This window comes from Pseudomonas sp. LABIM340, assembly GCF_040017195.2.
In the GTDB taxonomy this organism is placed as follows: Bacteria; Pseudomonadota; Gammaproteobacteria; order Pseudomonadales; family Pseudomonadaceae; genus Pseudomonas.
Genome location: NZ_CM200227.1, coordinates 1,334,589 through 1,352,497, shown reverse-complemented (window position 1 = coordinate 1,352,497; position 17,909 = coordinate 1,334,589). Strand labels below are relative to the sequence as shown.

General features: G+C 60.9%; 19 protein-coding genes and 1 tRNA gene. 13 read left to right on the top strand and 7 right to left on the bottom strand.

Annotated elements, in window-relative coordinates; genetic code table 11:
• Positions 1–192 precede the first annotated feature (192 nt).
• From ABKS89_RS06485 to ABKS89_RS06460, 6 genes are all read left to right on the top strand, one after another.
• A complete protein-coding gene (locus ABKS89_RS06485) occupies positions 193–1,269 on the top strand; it encodes a DUF2157 domain-containing protein (RefSeq protein WP_348587966.1) in 1,077 nt (358 codons plus the stop codon).
• Positions 1,266–2,099: a DUF4824 family protein gene (locus ABKS89_RS06480; protein ID WP_348587967.1), complete on the top strand. Its 834-nt coding sequence runs from the start codon at positions 1,266–1,268 to the stop codon at positions 2,097–2,099. The genes ABKS89_RS06485 and ABKS89_RS06480 overlap by 4 nt, the downstream gene beginning before the upstream one ends.
• A 98-nt stretch (positions 2,100–2,197) precedes the next feature.
• Positions 2,198–2,413, top strand: a complete 216-nt coding sequence (locus ABKS89_RS06475; protein WP_348587968.1) for a cysteine-rich CWC family protein — start codon at positions 2,198–2,200, stop codon at positions 2,411–2,413.
• The gene (locus ABKS89_RS06470; RefSeq protein WP_138212414.1) at positions 2,413–3,108 is read left to right on the top strand and encodes a pseudouridine synthase; all 696 of its coding nucleotides are present in this window, start codon (positions 2,413–2,415) and stop codon (positions 3,106–3,108) included. The genes ABKS89_RS06475 and ABKS89_RS06470 overlap by 1 nt, the downstream gene beginning before the upstream one ends.
• Before the next feature lie 132 nt (positions 3,109–3,240).
• Entirely contained in the window at positions 3,241–4,293 is a 1,053-nt protein-coding gene (locus ABKS89_RS06465; protein WP_138212413.1) for a L,D-transpeptidase, read from the top strand.
• Between the two features lie 377 nt (positions 4,294–4,670).
• Positions 4,671–5,417 carry a murein L,D-transpeptidase catalytic domain family protein gene (locus ABKS89_RS06460; protein ID WP_138212412.1) on the top strand — a complete coding sequence of 249 codons (747 nt, stop codon included), beginning with the start codon at positions 4,671–4,673 and terminating at the stop codon, positions 5,415–5,417.
• 68 nt (positions 5,418–5,485) lie between these two features.
• On the opposite strand, the gene ABKS89_RS06455 is transcribed toward ABKS89_RS06460, so the two are convergent.
• Together ABKS89_RS06455 and ABKS89_RS06450 are read right to left on the bottom strand one after the other, a co-directional pair.
• Positions 5,486–8,359, bottom strand: coding sequence for an HD domain-containing phosphohydrolase (locus tag ABKS89_RS06455; RefSeq protein ID WP_348587969.1), 2,874 nt, complete (start codon positions 8,357–8,359; stop codon positions 5,486–5,488).
• 3 nt (positions 8,360–8,362) lie between these two features.
• Positions 8,363–9,196 (bottom strand): substrate-binding periplasmic protein, encoded by an 834-nt coding sequence (locus tag ABKS89_RS06450; protein WP_348587970.1) that lies wholly within the window; start codon positions 9,194–9,196, stop codon positions 8,363–8,365.
• Between the two features lie 501 nt (positions 9,197–9,697).
• On the opposite strand from ABKS89_RS06450, the gene ABKS89_RS06445 reads away from it, so the two are divergent.
• From ABKS89_RS06445 to ABKS89_RS06435, 3 genes are all read left to right on the top strand, one after another.
• The gene (locus ABKS89_RS06445) at positions 9,698–10,591 is read left to right on the top strand and encodes an alpha/beta fold hydrolase (RefSeq protein ID WP_348587971.1); all 894 of its coding nucleotides are present in this window, start codon (positions 9,698–9,700) and stop codon (positions 10,589–10,591) included.
• 152 nt (positions 10,592–10,743) lie between these two features.
• Positions 10,744–10,817, top strand: a tRNA-Gly gene (locus ABKS89_RS06440).
• 120 nt (positions 10,818–10,937) lie between these two features.
• Positions 10,938–11,405 (top strand): hypothetical protein, encoded by a 468-nt coding sequence (locus tag ABKS89_RS06435; protein WP_348587972.1) that lies wholly within the window; start codon positions 10,938–10,940, stop codon positions 11,403–11,405.
• 18 nt (positions 11,406–11,423) lie between these two features.
• On the opposite strand, the gene ABKS89_RS06430 is transcribed toward ABKS89_RS06435, so the two are convergent.
• The 5 genes from ABKS89_RS06430 to ABKS89_RS06410 form a co-directional block, all read right to left on the bottom strand.
• Positions 11,424–12,404, bottom strand: a complete 981-nt coding sequence (locus ABKS89_RS06430; RefSeq protein WP_348587973.1) for a phage integrase — start codon at positions 12,402–12,404, stop codon at positions 11,424–11,426.
• The gene (locus tag ABKS89_RS06425; RefSeq protein ID WP_169936338.1) at positions 12,404–13,696 is read right to left on the bottom strand and encodes a phage replication initiation factor; all 1,293 of its coding nucleotides are present in this window, start codon (positions 13,694–13,696) and stop codon (positions 12,404–12,406) included. Before ABKS89_RS06425 ends, ABKS89_RS06430 begins: the two co-directional genes overlap by 1 nt.
• A gap of 630 nt (positions 13,697–14,326) precedes the next feature.
• Positions 14,327–14,716: a hypothetical protein gene (locus ABKS89_RS06420; protein WP_058200725.1), complete on the bottom strand. Its 390-nt coding sequence runs from the start codon at positions 14,714–14,716 to the stop codon at positions 14,327–14,329.
• Positions 14,709–14,924, bottom strand: a complete 216-nt coding sequence (locus tag ABKS89_RS06415) for a hypothetical protein (protein WP_023090052.1) — start codon at positions 14,922–14,924, stop codon at positions 14,709–14,711. Before ABKS89_RS06415 ends, ABKS89_RS06420 begins: the two co-directional genes overlap by 8 nt.
• Positions 14,925–14,946: 22 nt before the next feature.
• A complete protein-coding gene (locus tag ABKS89_RS06410; protein WP_023090053.1) occupies positions 14,947–15,162 on the bottom strand; it encodes a hypothetical protein in 216 nt (71 codons plus the stop codon).
• 81 nt (positions 15,163–15,243) lie between these two features.
• On the opposite strand from ABKS89_RS06410, the gene ABKS89_RS06405 reads away from it, so the two are divergent.
• The 4 genes from ABKS89_RS06405 to ABKS89_RS06390 all read left to right on the top strand — a co-directional run bounded on the left by ABKS89_RS06405 (position 15,244) and on the right by ABKS89_RS06390 (position 17,601).
• Entirely contained in the window at positions 15,244–15,564 is a 321-nt protein-coding gene (locus ABKS89_RS06405; RefSeq protein ID WP_348587974.1) for a helix-turn-helix domain-containing protein, read from the top strand.
• Positions 15,565–15,640: 76 nt separating this feature from the next.
• Entirely contained in the window at positions 15,641–15,916 is a 276-nt protein-coding gene (locus tag ABKS89_RS06400; RefSeq protein ID WP_348587975.1) for a hypothetical protein, read from the top strand.
• Between the two features lie 123 nt (positions 15,917–16,039).
• Complete coding sequence (locus ABKS89_RS06395) at positions 16,040–16,798, top strand: YuaM family protein (protein WP_348587976.1); 759 nt, start codon at positions 16,040–16,042, stop codon at positions 16,796–16,798.
• Positions 16,799–16,902: 104 nt separating this feature from the next.
• Positions 16,903–17,601, top strand: a complete 699-nt coding sequence (locus ABKS89_RS06390; RefSeq protein ID WP_348587977.1) for a hypothetical protein — start codon at positions 16,903–16,905, stop codon at positions 17,599–17,601.
• Positions 17,602–17,909 lie beyond the last annotated feature (308 nt).

Sequence of the window (17,909 nt, the reverse complement as noted above, 5' to 3'; positions counted from 1 at the left end):
GTCGTGAGTGAACCGAGCTTCGCTCGGTGTTCGCGGGCATGGCCCGCTCCTACACGGCACCCGAACCTGTAGGAGCGGGCCATGCCCGCGAGCGCGTATGACGCCATGCGTCATACGCGCTGCGAAGCTGCCCATGGAACCCCGCCCCGCCGACAGCTAGAGTTCAAGCATCATCCGCCGCAAGGACCGGTCATGCCCGACCTCAGCCACCAGCAGGCGCAGCACCGCGTCGACGATATCCTGGCCTTCGACCGCGAGCTGCGCCGCCTGCACGACGAAGGCGCCCTCGTCCTCGACACCACCCAGCGCGACCGCCTGCACGACCACCAGCAACGCCTGCTTGCCGACTACCGCGCGCGCTTCGATATCGACCGCGACAGCCAGGACCATCGCCTCTCCCTGGGGATGCGCATCGCCTCGTTCCTCGGCGCGCTGGCACTGGCCGCCAGCCTGTTCTTCCTGTTCTACCAGTTCTGGGGCCTGTTCGCGGAAACCGCCCAGGTGCTCACCCTCATCGCCGCCTCGCTGATCAGCCTGCTGCTGACGCTCTTCCTGCAACGCCGCGACGCCTCCGGCTACTTCGCCAAGCTCGGCGCCATGCTGGCCTTCGCCTGCCTGGTGCTGAACGTCGTGATGGTCGGGCAGATCTTCAACATCACCCCCTCGGACAAGGCCCTGCTGCCCTGGGCCGCCTACGCCCTGCTACTGGCCTATACCTGCAACACTCGCCTGCTGCTGGCCGCCGCGCTGATCTGCGTGATGGGCTATGTCGCCGCGCGGGTCGGCACCTGGAGCGGTGTTTACTGGCTGGACGTGGGCGAGCGCCCGGAGAACTTCTTCCCCGCCGCGCTGCTGATCTTCCTCGTCCCCTCGTTCATCGCGCAGAACCGCTTCGACGGCTTCGCCGCGATTTACCGGATATTCGGCCTGCTCGGGCTGTTCCTGCCGATGCTGGTGCTGGCCAACTGGGGCGGCAGCAGCTACCTGCCGCTGGGCTTCGCCACGGTGGAGAGCCTCTACCAGGTGCTCGGCTTCATTGCCTCGGCGCTGGTCATCTGGCTGGGTGCGCGCCGCGAATGGCCGGACGTGGTGAACACCGGGCTGGCCTTCTTCGTGATCTTCCTCTACACCAAGTTCTTCGACTGGTGGTGGGAGGTCATGCCCAAGTACCTGTTCTTCCTCGTGCTGGGCCTTTGCGCCGTACTGATCCTGCTGGTGCTGCGGCGCCTGCGCCGTGCCCACGGCCTGCTGGGAGGGACTTCGCCATGAACTGGACGCGCACCCATGCCCTGGCCGGCGGCGTCGGCCTGATCCTGTTGGTCAACGCCGTGGCCCTGGGCGGCGTCGCCTGGAACCGTTCGGCCGAGCCCGAGAGCAAACTGCCCCTCAGCCAGCGCGAGCTGATCCGCAACACCACCTGGCACAACGAGAACAGCGGCTTGAGCCTGCGCCTGCGCTGGCGTACCCCCACGCGCGATGAAGGCACCCGGCACAACCGCGGCTGGCTGCCGGCCATCGACGGGCAGAAGATGGCCAGCCTGGGCTTCGCCATGCCCGCGCAGGTGGACGACGACAGCGCCCGGCGCTTCGGCCGCCAGCAATCGCGCGACGCCCTGCTGGTGCTGGAACTGGCCGGCCCACTGCACGAGCGAGAAATACAACTGACGCGCAAGCGCCTCGACGAGGCCCGCCAGGCCGCCGACGCCGCACCACAGAATGCGCGCCTGGCGGACGAGCGCGACTTCATCCGCCGCGAACTGGACAGCGAAGAGAAGACCGACACGCGTCTGCTGCTCAAGGACGTCGGCCTGGATCTGCAGGCCCTGCGCGCCCAATATCCGGACCGCCAGCGCTACCTGATCATTCATGGCCGCGTGCGCCCCATCTCCAACTACTACCAGCACATCTGGACGCTGGGCGGCACCGCCAGCGACACCGGCTCCGACAGCATCAACGTGCCCTACCAGTGGCGCGAGCGCCTGGACGAGATCACGGCGCAGCCCCACCGGACGGCGGACGGCCTGCCCCGGCCTTTCGTTGCCGAAGTCGCCTTCGGCAGGCGCCTGGAGCCCTGGATCGAGCGCATCGAAATCCCCTGACCAACACCCGCCGCGCCGATCCGAATCCGCTTGCGCGATACGGGTCGGCGCTGCACCCTGTGCGCCCGCCTCACCGCCGACACCCGCCCTGACCGGCCATGAACGACACCACTTCCGATCCCAGCCGCTGCCCACTCTGCGGCCAGTCCAACCGCTGCACCCAGGCCGACCCGGCGCTGCAAAGCCAGGACTGCTGGTGCTTCAGCACGCCCATCGAGCGTGAGGCGCTGGAGCGTATCCCACCTGAGCTGGTCGACCGCGCCTGCCTGTGCCCGCGCTGCGCCGCCGGGCTGAAGGACGCCGGGAACGCCTGATGCGCCTGGACCGTTTCATTGCCAACCTGCCGCACCTGAACCGCCAGCAGGCCCGCCAGTTGCTCGCCGAGGGCCGCCTGCGCGTGGATGGCCAGGTGGCGCGCGATGGTCGCCACGAGGTGCGCGAGTTCTCCCGCGTGGAGCTGGACGATGACGTGCTGCAGGCCGGCAAGCCGGCGCGCTACTTCATGCTGCACAAGCCTGCCGGCTGCGTCAGCGCCACCCGCGACGCCGAACACCGCACCGTGCTCGACCTGCTGGACGAGCCGGACAAGCACGAGCTGCACATCGGCGGCCGCCTGGACTACAACACCACCGGCCTGCTGCTGATCACCAACGACGGGCAATGGTCGCGGCGCATGACGCTGCCGGGGCGCAAGCTGCCCAAGGTCTACTACGTCGAGACCGAAGACCCGATTGAGGAGCGCTACATCGCGACCTTCGAGCAGGGCCTGTACTTCGCCTTCGAAGACCTCACCACCCTGCCCGCCCAGCTGGAAATCCTCGACGCCCATGCCGCGCGCCTGACCCTGCACGAAGGCCGCTACCACCAGGTCAAGCGCATGTTCGGCCACTTCCAGAACAAGGTGACCCGCCTGCACCGCGAGAGCATGGGCAGCCTGCAGCTCGACCCGGCCCTGCAACCGGGCCAGTACCGTGCGCTGACGGCGCAGGAAATCGCCGAGCTGGGCTGAGCCGTTCCTACAGACATCGCGATCCAGGTCACGTCCTGAAACACCCTGCGCAGACCGTTCGGCCCAGCAGTTTGCAGCCGTCGCCGCCGCTTGGCTAAGCTGCCAGACATGCCCGCGTCCCAAGGAAAGGTGATGAAGAAACTGTCGGTTGCCCTGCTGATCGCCCTGAGCGCCAGCGTCGCCTTTGCCAATCCGGGCAAGCCCTCGCCGCTCTCGGACCTGCAGGCCGCGCTGAAGACGCTCAAGCCCGGCCAGTTCCTCTGGTACCCGGAAATCTCCCCGGCGGGCCCGGTTACCCTGGTGGTCAGCCTCACCGAGCAGCGCGCCTACGTGTACCGCAACGGCATCGCCATCGGCGTGGCCACGGTGAGCACCGGCAAGAAAGGCAAGGAAACCCCCACCGGCGTGTTCTCCATCCTGCAGAAGAAGGTCGAGTACCACTCCGACCTCTACAACAGCGCGCCCATGCCCTACATGCAGCGCCTGACCTGGGACGGCATCGCCCTGCATGCCGGCAACCTGCCCGGCTACCCGGCCTCCCATGGTTGCATCCGCCTGCCCATGGCCTTCGCCAAGAAGCTCTACGAAGTCACCGGTTTCACCTCCACCACCGTGATCATCTCCGACGCCAAGAGCTCGCCGGTGGAGGTCTACCACCCCGGCCTGCTCGCGCCCATCGTCAGCGACGGCCGCGCCGCCGGCCCACATGACGACAGCGGCATGGTGGTGCCGTTCTGGAGCGATCCGGGTGCGGAGAAGGGCCCGGTCTCCGTGCTGGTCAGCCGTGCCGACCGGCGCCTCTATGTCTACCGCGGCGGCCTGCAGATCGGTACCGCGCCAGTGGCCTTCGAACACCCGGAAGAAAGGACCGGCGTCGCCGCCTTCTCCCTCATGGAGAAACCCTCCCAGGCCGAGATCGACAGCGAGAGCCCGAACCTGCGCTGGACCAGCGTGCAGGTCAGCGACCCACAGCGCGGCCTGTCGCCCGCCGAGCAACTGGGCAAGTTCAGCCTCGACCGCGAGTTCCTGCGCAGCCTGCTGGCCAGCATGGACGTGGGCAGCACCCTGGTGATCACCGACCTGCCGTCCACCCGCGACATGCGCAGCAACCCGGACTTCACCGTGATCACCACCAACGACCGCAAGGCCGAGCAGAAGCCGGTCAAGAACCAGAGCGTGCAGTAACGCGATGGGCCGGAGCGACGCCAGGGCGCTCCGGATTTCCCCTACAGCCTCTTCATCATTCCACTGCACCGCCCCTCGCCCGCCCCCTTCAAACTGCCGGCACTCACCAACGGACAGACGGCCTCAAGCCAGCCGTGCAAGCAGCCGAAGAATCTCGAAACACAAGGAGTCAAGGCGCCTGTCCGGGGTGAGTTCCCTTGCGCCTCAGCGCAAGGAAATTCACCGCCTCGCGGCGCTTTATCGCGCTGGAAAGTTCGTAATTACCGACGGGCGGAACCATACTTGATTAAAAAACAACCACATCACTGGTCAAAAATCGCGCACAATGCGGCGTTTCCCAGAAAAAACCATATCGATTCAACGGGAATGTTGTATTCATGCTGACTTTTTTGAAGTTACGGGGGTTCTTCCGGATTTCGCTCGCCAGTGCCGCGCTCTTCGCGATCGGTAGCTGGCAGGCTGCGTCCGCTGCCACCCTGCCCACCGCCGAGGAACTGCACCGCCTCGCGCCGGCAACCAATACCGAAACCCTGCGGTTGGCGCTCAGCGCGCTGCAGTGCGCCAGCACCCAGTTGGGCGGCCAGAACAATCTGCTGACGGTGATCGACTACTCCAAGCCGTCCCGCGACAAGCGCCTGTGGGTCTTCGACCTGAAGCAGCGCAAACTGCTCTTCGAGGAGTGGGTCGCCCACGGCAAGAAGAGTGGCGACGACATGGCCACCTCCTTCTCCAACCGCCCGGAGAGCAACCAGTCCTCCATTGGCCTCTACCAGACCGGCCAGACCTACAGCGGCAAGCACGGCCGCTCCCTGCGCCTGCTGGGCCTGGAGCCGGGTTTCAACGACAACAGCGAAGAACGCGCCATCGTCATGCATGCCGCCGCCTACGCCGATCCCAAGGTCGTCTCCGGTCTCGGCCGCCTCGGCCGCAGCCTGGGCTGCCCCGCCGTGCGGCCGCAGGTAGCGCAGAAGCTGATCGACACGGTGAAGAACGGCAGCTACGTATTCGCCTACTATCCGCAGCAGCAGTACCTGAAGACCTCGCAGTTCCTCGCCGGGCAGAGCTGCACCGTGGCCAAGAACCCGCAGATCAACCGCTACGCCACCAACCTCGCCAAGCGCTGATCTCATCGCTGAAATGCAAACCGCCGGCATCAGCCGGCGGTTTGCATTTCAGGAGGTCGCGGGGGCGACTAGGCCTTCACCCCGTCGAGGATTTCCAGAATCGCACGCACGTCCACCGCGTCCATCTGTTCGGGATTGAGGAAGCGGTCGCCGTATTCCTTGTACACGCCCTGGCTGATGAACAGGCGGAACAGGTCCGAGTCGATGTGCTGATCGCGCGCCATGAAGGCGAGGATCTTCAGCGACTCGGAGAGTGTCTTCGGCGCCTTGTACGGACGGTCGGCGGCGGTCAGCGCCTCGAAGATGTCGGCGATCGCCATCACCCGTTCCGGGATGCTCATCTGCTCGCGGGAGAGTTTGCGCGGGTAGCCGGTGCCATCCATCTTCTCGTGGTGGTTGGCCGCGATGGTCGGCACGCGGCGCAGGTTGCGCGGCAGCGGCAGGGTGGTGAGCATCATAAGGGTCTGCACGATGTGCTCGTTGATCTTGAAGCGCTCCTCGTCGTTCAGCGTGCCGCGGCGGATGCCCAGGTTGTACAGCTCGCCATAGTTGCTGGCGTAGGGCGGCAGGCGCATGTCGAAGCCCCAGATATTGCGCGGGTCGTCCTTGGTCACCGGTGGTTTGCGCTCGCCCCACATCACGCGATGCTCGGCCTTGTCGGCGAGGAGGCACTCCTCCGCCGGCAGCGGCTGCGCCGGCCGGCCCTGCAGGCGCTCGGCCTCGTCGTGGGAGATGCCCAGGCGATCGTCGAAATAGCGCAACCAGCGGCGCTCGCCGATCTGCTTGAGGCGTTCGATGTCCTCGTCCTTCATGAATTCACCGCCGACGTTGGCCTGGGCGACGAAGGCATAGTCGTCGCGCAGTGACTCGTGCAGCGCGTCGCGGCGGGCGGCGAGCAGGCCGATGTCGCTGCCCTCGGCGATGCCGCGCCAGTAGTCCAGTTCGATGTCGCGCCAGATCACCTCAAAGCGCGTGCGCACTTCGTGCAAGCGGTTGTACAGGGTCTCCAGCTTGGTCGCCTTGTCCACCACATACTCGGGGCTGGTGATCTTGCCGCAGTCGTGCAGCCAGGCGGCGATCTGGAATTCATAGCGCTCCGCATCGCTCATGGTGAAGCCGGCGTACTCGCCATCGTGCGAGTCGATGACCTTCTGCAGCAGCAGGTCGGCCAGCTGCGGCACGCGCTCGCAGTGGCCGCCGGTGTAGGGGCTCTTGGCGTCGATGGCGTCGGCCAGCAGCTTGATGATCGCGTCCAGCAGACGCTGCTGCGCCTCGATCAGCTGGCGGGTCTCGATGGCCACGGCGGCGGCGCCGGAGAGTTCCTCGACGAAGCGCTTGAACGGCTTGCGCGGCTGGCGGCTGTGCACGCCTTCCTGGGCCAGCTGCAGGACCAGGATGCCCAGCAGCTCGTCCGAGCGGTTGCGCAGGGAAACCTCCAGGTACTGCCCGCGATTGGCCAGCGCCAGGTCCACCCGCTCGGCCAGCTCCGCCTCGGTGAAGCCTTCGATCAGCATCGATTGCGGGTACTGCTCACCGTTTGCCGAGCAGGCCAGACGCAAGCGGCACTCCTCGTCGTCCAGCAGGTAGACCGCGCCGCCCATCACGCCAGTGGCTTCCACCAAGCGCGAGAGCACTCCCTCGAGCATGCTCTCCAGGCGGGTCTCTCGGCTCAGGGTCAGGGTGATCGCCTGGAAGTTGTGGATGGTGCGCGACATGCTGCCCATCACGCTGCTCAGGTCGCGAACCTCGGCGATCTTCGACTCCACGCCCACCGGCCGGGCGAAGTCGAAGGCCGCCAACGCGCCGACCTGATCGGCCAGCGCGGTCAGCGGACGGGCGATGCGCCGGCCGATGTACCAGCCGATCAGCAGCAGGACCAGCAGCAGGGTGCCGCTCCACAGAGCCTGGTTGAACAGCAGTTGCCGAGCGCCGGCCAGCAGTTCCACGGCGGGAATGGCGATCAGCACCTTCACCTCGTTGCTGGTGAAGTTCGACAGCGGCACCCAGATGCCGTACCAGCCCTCGCCATTGACCCGGTAAGCCTGCGGCGTACCGGACGGCACCTTCTCGGCATTGAGTTCACTCAGTGCCGGCACCTTCAACTCAGCCAGCGAGGCCAGGCGCAACTCCTTGCCCTCGTGGATCATCAGCCGGGACAGGTCCGGGTAGGCGATCACCGTACCCTTGCCGTCGACCACCGCCAGTTCCGTATTGGCGGTCTGGCGCAGGTCGCCCATCTCGCCCCCCAGATCGTTGACCGAGGCATCCATGCCGATCACCGCGGCGCCGTCGACGCTGCGATGAGCCAGGGTCAGGCCGATCTCGCGGGTGGTGAAGAACACGTAAGGCTGGGTCAGCACCGTCTTGCTGGTGAGCCGCGCTTCGTTGTACCAGGGTCGCTGACGGGGGTCATAGTTGTAATCGGGGCGCTCCTGCACACGCAGCAGGCGAAGCTCGCTGTCGTAGAAGCGCCACTCGCCGAGCAGCCCGCCCTGGCCGTTCAGCGTCTGGCTCTGCACCAGGTACTTGGCTGCGTCCGGCGCCTGCAGAGTCTGCCGCACTTCCGGCACGCGCAACGCACGAATCAGCAGGAACTCGCCGTTCGGATAACCGATGTACACCGCGCTGAGGGTGCGGTTGGCGCGCAAGTTTTCCACCAGCATCGGCAGGCGGTCGAGGCGCGCCGGCAGGTTGTCGGTCTGCGAGATGGGGTCGTGGGTCAGCAGGCGCAGCGCGCTTTCCGCCGGATCGATCAGGCGGCGAATCCGCTCGTTGATGGTCGCGCCCAACTGGCTGGCCGATTCCCCGGCTGCCGTCACCAACGCCCCTTCCACACCGCGGTATCCCTGGATCAGCAACGCACCCGCCAGCACCAGCATGCTGGCGATGATGGCTCCGGCCACCAGCAGTTGCAGCGGAATACCCCGTTCGAATGCCTTCATCCTTTACCAGCCTCTGTCCGTGGAGCTGTAGCGATATCCGCTGTCGAGCAGTCCTTCCGCCACTTGCGGCGGTGCATTCTTACGCATGATCCGGGCCAGGGTTCCGTCCAGCCACAACGTCTCCAGCAGGCGCATCCATTCGGCGCTTTGCGCCGGAGTGAAGCGCTTGCGCGAGAGCATCAGGTTGTGGGGTGTCGCCGGCCCGGGCACCACGTCTATCACATGAAAGCGTTCGCGTTGACGACGATCGCTCACCGCCCCTTCAAGATTCATCTCGTGGCCGATCACGCCCTCCACATCGCCGTTGAGCAGCGCGCTGAAACGGGTCGCATCGTCCTTGTACTCCACCACCCGACCCTCGGCGCGGAGGATGCGCAACATGCCGTCAATGAAGGGCCCATGGCGGTAGCCGGCAATCACGCCAAGGCGCGCGCCGGGCATGTCGTGGAAGGCCTCCAGGCTGTTCATCTCACCCAGGTCGTCGCGCACGATCAGCTTGTTGCGCATGTAGAGGTAAGGCAGCAGGTAGGTGTAAGCGCGCCGCTGCGGCGTGGCGACGCCGCTGGTGCCCATCTGCAGATCGCCGCTTTCCAGCATGCTCCAGATTTCATCGCGCGGACGGACGGACGCCTCGAACTGGCAGCCAGTGCGCTTGCCCAGTTCTGCGATCAGATCCGGGTCGATGCCGACGTCGTCATGGAAGAACACTACGTTGCGGGTGTAGGCGACGGAAACCGGTTGTTCGCAGCCGTAGCGATCCTCGGCCATGGCTTCCGCACACAGCCATGCGGCCGGGGCCAGGACCAGCAGTGGGACGAACTTTCGGTGAAGTGCCATGGACCCGCTCCGCACGCGGTATCGGCCTCAGGGGGAGCACGGCAAGTTCGCTCGTCTTCGGCAGGGGGCGTTACAGCTATCACAAGAGTGTAATCCGGCTTATCCAAAGCGCCGGACAATCGCGCAGAGAAATGTCATTTCGTCGGAATCCGCGCCGCAGATGTGACTCAAGCGCTCAGCGGCGGTTGCGCCGGCTGAACGGTGCTGCTTAACTCTGGCCCAAGCGTGACCAATGAGTCACACGCTGCATCCAAGATAGCTTTTCGCGGCACGCCGTTCCCCAAGCCGCCCCTTCCCTGCCTGATCAATAGCCCGAATCCGCGTCTTCAACGACGCCGGACCTCGCCTCTATTGATGCTCTAAATTATTGAAAATTAAGAGTTTATTAACTTTCGTCGAGTGACATGAAGCTGTCACGTCAAGACGCTTTCCTCTGCCTGGGTACTTTCTTCGCATCCGATGGTGGATGCGCACCATGACCTGCGTCTGGAGGAATACGACATGAGGCCGGAAACCGCCGTCGTCGAGATTCAGCAACATCGGGTACACACGGAGTTTCACGCCAACAGGGAAGCGCGCCAGACCATCATCCTGGTCAACGGCTCGCTGGCAACCACCGCCTCCTTCGCGCAAACGGTGAAATACCTGCAACCGCACTTCAACGTGGTGTGCTACGACCAGCCGTACGCTGGCCGGTCAAAGGCCCACAACGACTGCCGCGAGTTCATCACCAAGGAGTACGAGGCGCAGCTGCTGCTCGGGCTGATCGAGCACTACCGCGCCGACGTGGTGATGTCCTTCTCCTGGGGCGGCGTCGCCACCCTGCTGGCCCTGGCCGAACGCCCGGCGCGGATCCAGAAGGCAGTGATCAACTCCTTCTCGCCGCTGCTCAACGCCTCGATGCTCGACTACCTGCACCGCGGCCTGGACTACCTGTCCGCCTGCGACCGCACCAACGTCGGCAACCTGGTCAACGACACCATCGGCCGCTACCTGCCGCAACTGTTCAAGCGCTACAACTTCCGCCATGTCAGCGGCCTCGACGAGCACGAATACCAGCAGATGCACTTCCACATCTGCCAGGTGCTCAAGCTCAGCGCGGAGAGCTACATGGAGAAGTTCGCGGCCATTGATATCCCGCTGCTGTTCATGAACGGCGAGCTGGACATCTACACCACCCCGGCCGAGGCCAAGCTGTTCCAGCAACTGATCCGCGACTGCGAGTTCCGCACCATCCGCAACGCCGGCCACTTCATCGACGTGGAGCACAAGAAGGCCTGGCAGGACACCCAGGACGCCCTCCTGACCTTCCTCCAGCCCCAGCGCCACCCGGTCCTGGCCAACCCCTACCTGCCCAGCAGCCAGGGCGTGCCCATCGCCGCCATGGTGGGCTGATGCCGCCAGCGCACACAACCGGGGGCCGGCCCCAGCCCCTCCGCCCCCGGTTTTTTACTGCGCCACGTTGTTCACAGCTGCAGCCCGCTCGTAACACCTGAACGTCCGAGGCTTCACTAAGCCCCGCCCTTCTGGTAAAAAGGCACCCCCAAGCGGGCGTCGTATAATGGCATTACCTGAGCTTCCCAAGCTCATGACGAGGGTTCGATTCCCTTCGCCCGCTCCAGAACACCCTGCCGAACCCCTGAAATGCCTAGCGTTTCGGGGGTTTTGCGTTTTTGGGGCGGGAAAGGTGTCGAAAAAGTGTCGATACTGCACGCTTGCCATCATGGAAGGGAGGCATCGCATGCTGATTAACGCAACATTCCTAGACCGTCTTGTAGAACACGATTCATTTGGCGAGACAGCTCGGGCTGCCCAGCAGAAGAACAAAGAAATCGAAGCCTCAGGTATCAACGGAAAAATCTTCCACCAGTACGCTTTCAACGGCAGAGAACTGGTCATCAGCACCAGGGACAACGCATACCTGCGCATCTTCTGTGAAGACGAAATCCTCAAATGGGAAGTCCGGTCAACGCCCCTAGCGATTAGCTCCCTCTCTCCAACAGAAAGAACTTCGTTCCAACTTCCCAACGGCAAAGTGCTCCCTTGGGACTGGAAACCGACACTTGATGGGTTTCTAGGAAAGCAATTCGCCATCTCAGCAAGCGACCAGAATCTATTTCTGTTCTGGCGCGGAGGCGAAGAACATATGATTTCCTTGCTAAAGAACACGTCAAATGACGAGATCTACATGCTCATAAATGAGGCGTAGCTCTTCCTGTCACTTTGCCTATCTCAGCGGCCCAAATCTGACTGCATCAGCCAAGTGATCCTCTGACAGATGTGCATACCGCATCGTCATCGATAGCGAGGCGTGCCCCAGGATGTGCTGCAACGTCACGATGTGCCCACCATTCATGATGAAGTGACTGGCGAACGTATGGCGTAGCACATGGCTGGCCTGCCCTCTCGGGAGCTTGATCGACGTGGACAGCAGCACGATGCGGAATACGCCGAGGCAATTGGTGAACGGTCCGTGAGTCTGCCAATGCTGGCGAATCTCTTTGGCCAACCCTTCCGAGATCGGAACCGAGCGAACACGCTTCGACTTGGTGTTGGCGAAGATCACCACATTGCCCTTCAACCGATCCAGGGTCAGTGCCTGCGCTTCTCCCCACCGAGCACCAGTCGCAAGGCAGATGCGAGCGACCATCTTCGGGTGCGGTGACGTGATGCGAGCATCGAGCGCGGCCAGCAGCTCGGATACCTGGTGCTTGGTCAGGTACGACAGCGGCTTCTCCTGAAGCTTCAACGGGCGCATTCGCCCAACAGGATTCTCGTAGTCGATGGTGCCCAGCTGCCGGAGCTCGTTGTACATCGACTTGAGGTAGCCAAGGCGATTGTTGGCGTACTTCCCCGACATGCCTTTAGCGACCTGCAAGGAGCGCACACGGGCCACTTTCGCTGGTTCCAGGGACACCGCTACCGGGTCACCCAAATCCTTCGCTATCAGCCGCAGAATCGCCACACAGCGCTTACCGTTCGCTAGAGTCTGGCCATGCAGTTCGTACCAGAGCTCGACCAGCTCGGAGAGCTTGCGGCGGTCCTTGGGCTTGATCGTCCAGCCCGGATTCTCAGAGCATTTCTGGCGAGCATTGGCCTCGAACTGCTGCGCTTCCATCTTGGTCTTGAACCGCTTGCGGAAGCGCTTGCCCTTGATCGGCTCTACATCGACGAACCAGCGACCATCAGGGAGCTTGGTGATGCTCACTAGATGGAGTACCCCCGCCGCAGATACCGGTCATTCAGCAGCTTGCGCATGTGCTTTTCGAGGTCGACAGTCGTGAAGCCTTTGGCCTTGTAGTGATCCTCGATCACGTGCCAGAACGGCAGCGTCTTGCCGACCTCAATAGCCTTTTTTATGTTCACGCGCTCCCTTGCGATCAGGCTGACGAATTGGCCTAGGAACATCTCGCAGTTCTTGCCGGAGAAGCCCTGTGCGGTCTTGTAGTAGCGACGGTACTCGGTGCGATCAATCAGCGGATCGGCCTCCACCTGGACCTTTGCGTCCTGGAAGATCAGGGTCCAGAACGGATCGAGGCGGGACTTCGATTTGAACAGGCGGAAGTTGTCGCAGGCGTAGCGCCAGAGGCCTTGCAGGTGCGGGCATAGGCCGGCATAGGTGCGGCACCCAATCACCTCACCAGAGGACAGCGTGGAGCCTTCGGAGAACTGCTGAATCACCGAGTGATGGAAGCGGAACTCAAGACGCCAAACGTCTTCTTCAGGCTTGTAAGCCGGGTCGCCATCACCGAACGGATCGCCGTTGAGGGATGCCCACACGTTGCTCCAGTAATCGAGCTTGTCGGTGGCCCGTGCCTGGATCGTTTTGTTGTAGATGCACAGTTGCAGGCCACTGGCGGAGCCGAACATGTATGTCTCACCGCGACCGTAGACGGAGGCGCTGCTGTCGAACTCAATGCGCTCAATCCCAGTGATCTGGCGCACCCGATGCGACCGGCAATGCATGTGCTCCACGATGTCGCGCGGAGGCTCCCAACCCTGCACATCCAAGGCGAGGTGGACCGCACACTGATTGGTTTCGCAGTGCATCAGCACAGCCCGCGCCAGGTCATCCATCAGGCGTTGAAGTGATTGCGGATCCGCGCCATCCAGGGCGTGAGGGGAGATCTCGAACTTGAGGTGAGCGCCGATGTTCTCGAGCTTCACGTTGTGGTTCTTGATCAGCAGGATCACGCCCATGTCAGCGTTCTGCAGACGGTACTGATAGCCCGAATCGCGCCCTACCCTGCCCTTGGCCCACTGGTGGCCGGCGAACTTAACGAACTCTTCCGGCTGCTCGAACAGCGCCATGACTTCAGGCCGGATCATGCCGTTGTACAACTGGCGAACGGTGTCGACGCCGCAACGCAGCAACCGAACGTTGGACAGGTCAATGAATCGCTTGCGCTGGTCATCGAAGAACAGGCGACCGCTCTCCGACTCTACGAACTCGCCATTGGGTTTTAGGGTAATGCGCAGCATGTGATAGGGCTTTGCCATGTTAAACACTCCAAATAGCTACGAATTGAAACGTTGGTAGTTGGGCTTTCCGACGTGTTACAGGGGTCGTCGGCCGCGCCCTCCGGCAGGGCGCTCGTGCCTTACGCTACTTGCCGGGGGCGCGGCCCACGCCCCAACCCTCGACCATCAGTAGGGAAACGCCACCGCAGGCGAGGACGAACCCAGGATCGAGAGCGCGCCCAGCAGGAAGGCCAGCGCCAACAGCACAAGGTCGTAAGTCCAATCGGGTAGTTGCATCGCGCTGCCTCCGTTGCCTTTTCACAGGCATGAGTTGGCCCGGCACGGATAAACAGGCGCGCTCGCCGGTTCATCTGCGCTATCGAGGTTTTGCAGTGGGATATGGGTATTGAATCAAACAGCCGGCGGCGCGACTAATCGTTTGATTTGATGGCTAGAAGCCCGTTCTAGAGGCATTGGAACGAATAGCGACGGAACAACATTCGGCGTCATGAGCAGGCAATCCGAGCCATCAGCTTTCTTGATGGCTGATGCCTCCAACACACCAAGGGCGCTGCCCTTGTCATCCCGCTCTTGCCGCCGAGGGCTCGGGAGCGCGGGGCGGAGAAGCTGCCCCACACTCACCGGCCGAGGCTGATGAAGGGCATGCGTTCAAGGGTTCGCTCCGCCCGTGCTTCCGTTCGACGGAACGGTGGGGCTGTTCCGACGATCCGGGAGCGCGGCCCTTGAGCGCGAGTCGTCAGGGTGGGTGACGCGGCCCAGTACGTTGCCGGAACCGTGCCGGTCGCGGTACCGCATCACCCGAATCGTGCGCACGTTCGACCAGAACATCTCGTTGGGAAATGGCTCGTCACCAGCGACGTGTTTGACCAGGAAGTACGGTTCTTCCTGGATACCGGCCAGCGGCAGGACGATGCCTACGATGTGCATACAGCACCAGAGCGATTCCGGGTCCTGTTCCCAGGCCAACTCAACGAGTACGGTCTTCCCCAAGTAAGGCAGGGCGCTGTCAGCATCGAGGACGGGAGACTGGCTATTCATTGCTGTAGTCCCCCGCACCGAAGGTGGCTTTGCCGCGCTCCATGTCATCGCGGAAGCGGGCGAGGTTGATCATGCGGAAGCACCCCATCTGGATGCTCGGAACAGTGCCGTCTTCCGCCCACTGGGCCGCCTCGTCATAGGACACGCTGCACATCTCCGCGAAGGTGGCGATGCCGCACAGGTCCAGATTCCATTTCTCCTTGCTCACAGTCGTTCTCCCATTCGGTCGTTCATGCCGTCCACTCCTGCTCCAGCAGCCAGCTCCGGAGCAAAGCGCTGTTGACCATGCGGAACTTGCCGAACTTCACGGAAGGCAGAACGCCCCGATACACCCAGGCTCGGGCGATGCCATAGGCGACACCGTTGCGTTCAGCCCAATGCTCTATCGACTCCACATCCTGCTGCGGCCCTACCAGGGCGCCAGGGTTCAGCTCTTCCAGTTCCATGCTCGTTCCGTCACTATTCGTTCCAATAAATCGATTCGCATCTAGATGATCCGATTTGAATCAACTTGAAATGGATAGTTCATGGATTTATCCATTTTGGATAGATCACCAATAGATCATTTTATTATGATAAAAGCTCGCGTTATAGAAATTCTTAAAAGCTCAGGTATTCGATTGCCTGAGCTTGAGGCGCGCACGGGCATCAGTCGCTACACGTGGAATAACTTGAAAAACCCGGCACGCAATCGAGAGATCAAGGAAGAAGAAATCCTGGCAATTGCTGAGGTGTACCCCCAGTACCGTTGGTGGCTGCTAACAGGAGAGGTAATGCCAGAGGTCGGCCAAACTAGTCCGGAATACGACGTAGCGAATTCAAAATTGGCCGATCAAAGCGCGGGATAGCGATGACCAAGGAAGTAGCTAGGCGCTGGTTTGCCCGGCAAGATGATCGGTAGAGGCAAGAGCCAAGGAGAAACAGATGGGATTGCTAGACAGGGAATGGTTCAGGGATGCCCGCAGCCATAATGAAGGTCAACAGTCAGCCGAGCGCGCGCAAACAGGACTCCCCAGGCAGCAGCAACGGTCCATCGATCCAGAAGACTTGGCAAAGGCCAAAACCATCCCTCCGGCTCATGCCGTCCTAGCTGCCCGTTACGAAGTAGCGATCAGAGCCAAGACAAAAAAGATCTTTATTCAGGGCTACCTATTCGGCGTAGCTACGTGCGCCATGATATTTGCAATCATTTTTCTGTGAATACTGTTTAACTCAAGATCGACCAATCCAAATCAGGCAGCCAAGTAAATTCTCATACACAAAAAACCACAAAAAACTAAAGAGAAAAGCAAATCAGATAGCACAGGCAGCAGCAGGATGAGCATGGAAAATCTGAAAAAAACCACCAAACCTCATATAATCGCCAATGAGGTAACTGCAGTTCTTGATCGCCTTGGAAGGCTAAAAAAAGAGAAACTAAAAAACAACAAAACTCATCACGAAGAGATATTTAATAGAGTATCTAACGGCCTAATAGTAATCTCCCTTTCCATCTACGCGATAATTCTACTTCTTGCTGTCTGGACGACGTATATCTCCCCTCTATCGAGTACCACAAAACAAGTAGCTCTTCTAGCAATCCTAACAAGTGTTGCTATGGCAGTCGCATCCCTATTAATTGTCACGTACCTTGCAGTTACAGATTTATTCAAAAAGGAAAATAGCCTATTTTCTATTTTTAAGCGACAATCTCAGAACGACTTAAAAAATGCAGAACTAATTAACGACATTAGTCCGTACCATTTGAAGATAGCAAAAAGTCTTTTTGAAACCAAGATAAAGAGAGTAGAGAGAAGGCTAGGAGTTTTAATAGGAGGCGGCGGCCTGACTATTTTAACAATTTTAAAAACCAGCTGGGAAACTTTCGAAAAACTTGACGAAAAGGGAATATCAATATGGAAAATACTTACTGGCGGCTACGCTGACAACTGGACAAACTTCTTGATTTACGCTGCAAGTGTCATTGTCACCAGCTGTGTTGTTGCGGCGCTATTTGCATCTCTTGAGTTAAGAAAACTTCGCTACGCTGTTGAAATCGCAGAACTTAGCCAAATGTTAAAGGCCAGCGACAAAACTACGTAACTAGCCAGAGAAAAGAGGCGCATAAAGTGCATCACTGGGACTCTGGCCACGAAAAGCACAGAATGGCACAATGCCCTCACATGTAAAGCCACGGAATAGGCCTCATGAAAGCAGACTGGGACGACGCCCCGCAGCACCTCAAGCGCAAACGCCAAAGCGCTGGGAAGTGGGTGATTGCCGTGGGCATCGGGGTTGCCTTCACCGCCCTGGCCGTCTATGTAGCCGATCACAAGCTTCCGTTTCCGCCTGAGCCGCCAATTGCGCAGGCGCCCCCGGCAGAAAGCTACACGCCTAAATACGAATTCAACGAGCCCGCCGGCCAGCCCGCAGCGACCCCCGAGCAACTGTTCTGGGACGACGTAAACGAACGCAACCGCCAGCAGGCCCAGCCAAAGCAAACCGTCTACAACGACACCAACTACGTTCCCAAGGGCGCTACTAACGTTGTTGACATGGAGGCTGTGCGCCAATCAGAGGCGTACAGAAATCCCACTTCCGCATCGAGCAGATCGTCCAGCAATAGCATCGAGCAATCCGGTGCATGGGTCGATAAATGGAGTGGTGGCGCTCATTACTACGCAGAGTGGACGGTGATCAATAACTACATTGACGATACGTCGGTATGCTCCAATCACAAACGAGGGTCAATCGACTACCGCGAATGCAGAAAGGGAGCGAAGCAATTCTTCAAGGAGGAATGCCGCTCCTGGGAAGGTAGATGGAAAAGCGACCGAAAACTAAGTAGTGACTACATGAAACAGCGCTATTGCTCTGCCGCGAGCAGCTTTAGCCCAATGGGCTAGCACCATCAACATGTTGAGTCCCCAAAATAACGATATCGCCAGGACGCTGACCACATGTATAGAGTAAGTGTTTTCATAGACTGGGATAGTGCCGCTCGGATCTCATCCAACGGGTTCGCAATTCGCGACCCTGACGCTCCGTTGAAATCTAAAGAGACGGCTATAAGCGCAATATTTGAAGAGCTACAAAAGAAAACACTTAAAAAATCAACGAAATAACAAACAACAGAAGAACCACAATAGAGAAGGCTCGCATCTACCACGGCTGGCATCAAGGAACAACAGCAACTAAAGACAGAATAGCCTGG

Bases quoted from the DNA above. Each gene is read 5' to 3' on its own strand.
- ABKS89_RS06435 (WP_348587972.1), top strand. From the start codon at position 10,938: ATGCTGATTAACGCAACATTCCTAGACCGTCTTGTAGAACACGATTCA.
- ABKS89_RS06445 (WP_348587971.1), top strand. From the start codon at position 9,698: ATGAGGCCGGAAACCGCCGTCGTCGAGATTCAGCAACATCGGGTACAC.
- ABKS89_RS06425 (WP_169936338.1), bottom strand. From the start codon at position 13,696: ATGGCAAAGCCCTATCACATGCTGCGCATTACCCTAAAACCCAATGGC.
- ABKS89_RS06470 (WP_138212414.1), top strand. From the start codon at position 2,413: ATGCGCCTGGACCGTTTCATTGCCAACCTGCCGCACCTGAACCGCCAG.
- ABKS89_RS06405 (WP_348587974.1), top strand. From the start codon at position 15,244: ATGGATTTATCCATTTTGGATAGATCACCAATAGATCATTTTATTATG.
- ABKS89_RS06485 (WP_348587966.1), top strand. From the start codon at position 193: ATGCCCGACCTCAGCCACCAGCAGGCGCAGCACCGCGTCGACGATATC.
- ABKS89_RS06465 (WP_138212413.1), top strand. From the start codon at position 3,241: ATGAAGAAACTGTCGGTTGCCCTGCTGATCGCCCTGAGCGCCAGCGTC.
- ABKS89_RS06395 (WP_348587976.1), top strand. From the start codon at position 16,040: ATGGAAAATCTGAAAAAAACCACCAAACCTCATATAATCGCCAATGAG.
- ABKS89_RS06420 (WP_058200725.1), bottom strand. From the start codon at position 14,716: ATGAATAGCCAGTCTCCCGTCCTCGATGCTGACAGCGCCCTGCCTTAC.
- ABKS89_RS06460 (WP_138212412.1), top strand. From the start codon at position 4,671: ATGCTGACTTTTTTGAAGTTACGGGGGTTCTTCCGGATTTCGCTCGCC.
- ABKS89_RS06400 (WP_348587975.1), top strand. From the start codon at position 15,641: ATGGGATTGCTAGACAGGGAATGGTTCAGGGATGCCCGCAGCCATAAT.
- ABKS89_RS06410 (WP_023090053.1), bottom strand. From the start codon at position 15,162: ATGGAACTGGAAGAGCTGAACCCTGGCGCCCTGGTAGGGCCGCAGCAG.
- ABKS89_RS06450 (WP_348587970.1), bottom strand. From the start codon at position 9,196: ATGGCACTTCACCGAAAGTTCGTCCCACTGCTGGTCCTGGCCCCGGCC.
- ABKS89_RS06455 (WP_348587969.1), bottom strand. From the start codon at position 8,359: ATGAAGGCATTCGAACGGGGTATTCCGCTGCAACTGCTGGTGGCCGGA.
- ABKS89_RS06475 (WP_348587968.1), top strand. From the start codon at position 2,198: ATGAACGACACCACTTCCGATCCCAGCCGCTGCCCACTCTGCGGCCAG.
- ABKS89_RS06480 (WP_348587967.1), top strand. From the start codon at position 1,266: ATGAACTGGACGCGCACCCATGCCCTGGCCGGCGGCGTCGGCCTGATC.
- ABKS89_RS06390 (WP_348587977.1), top strand. From the start codon at position 16,903: ATGAAAGCAGACTGGGACGACGCCCCGCAGCACCTCAAGCGCAAACGC.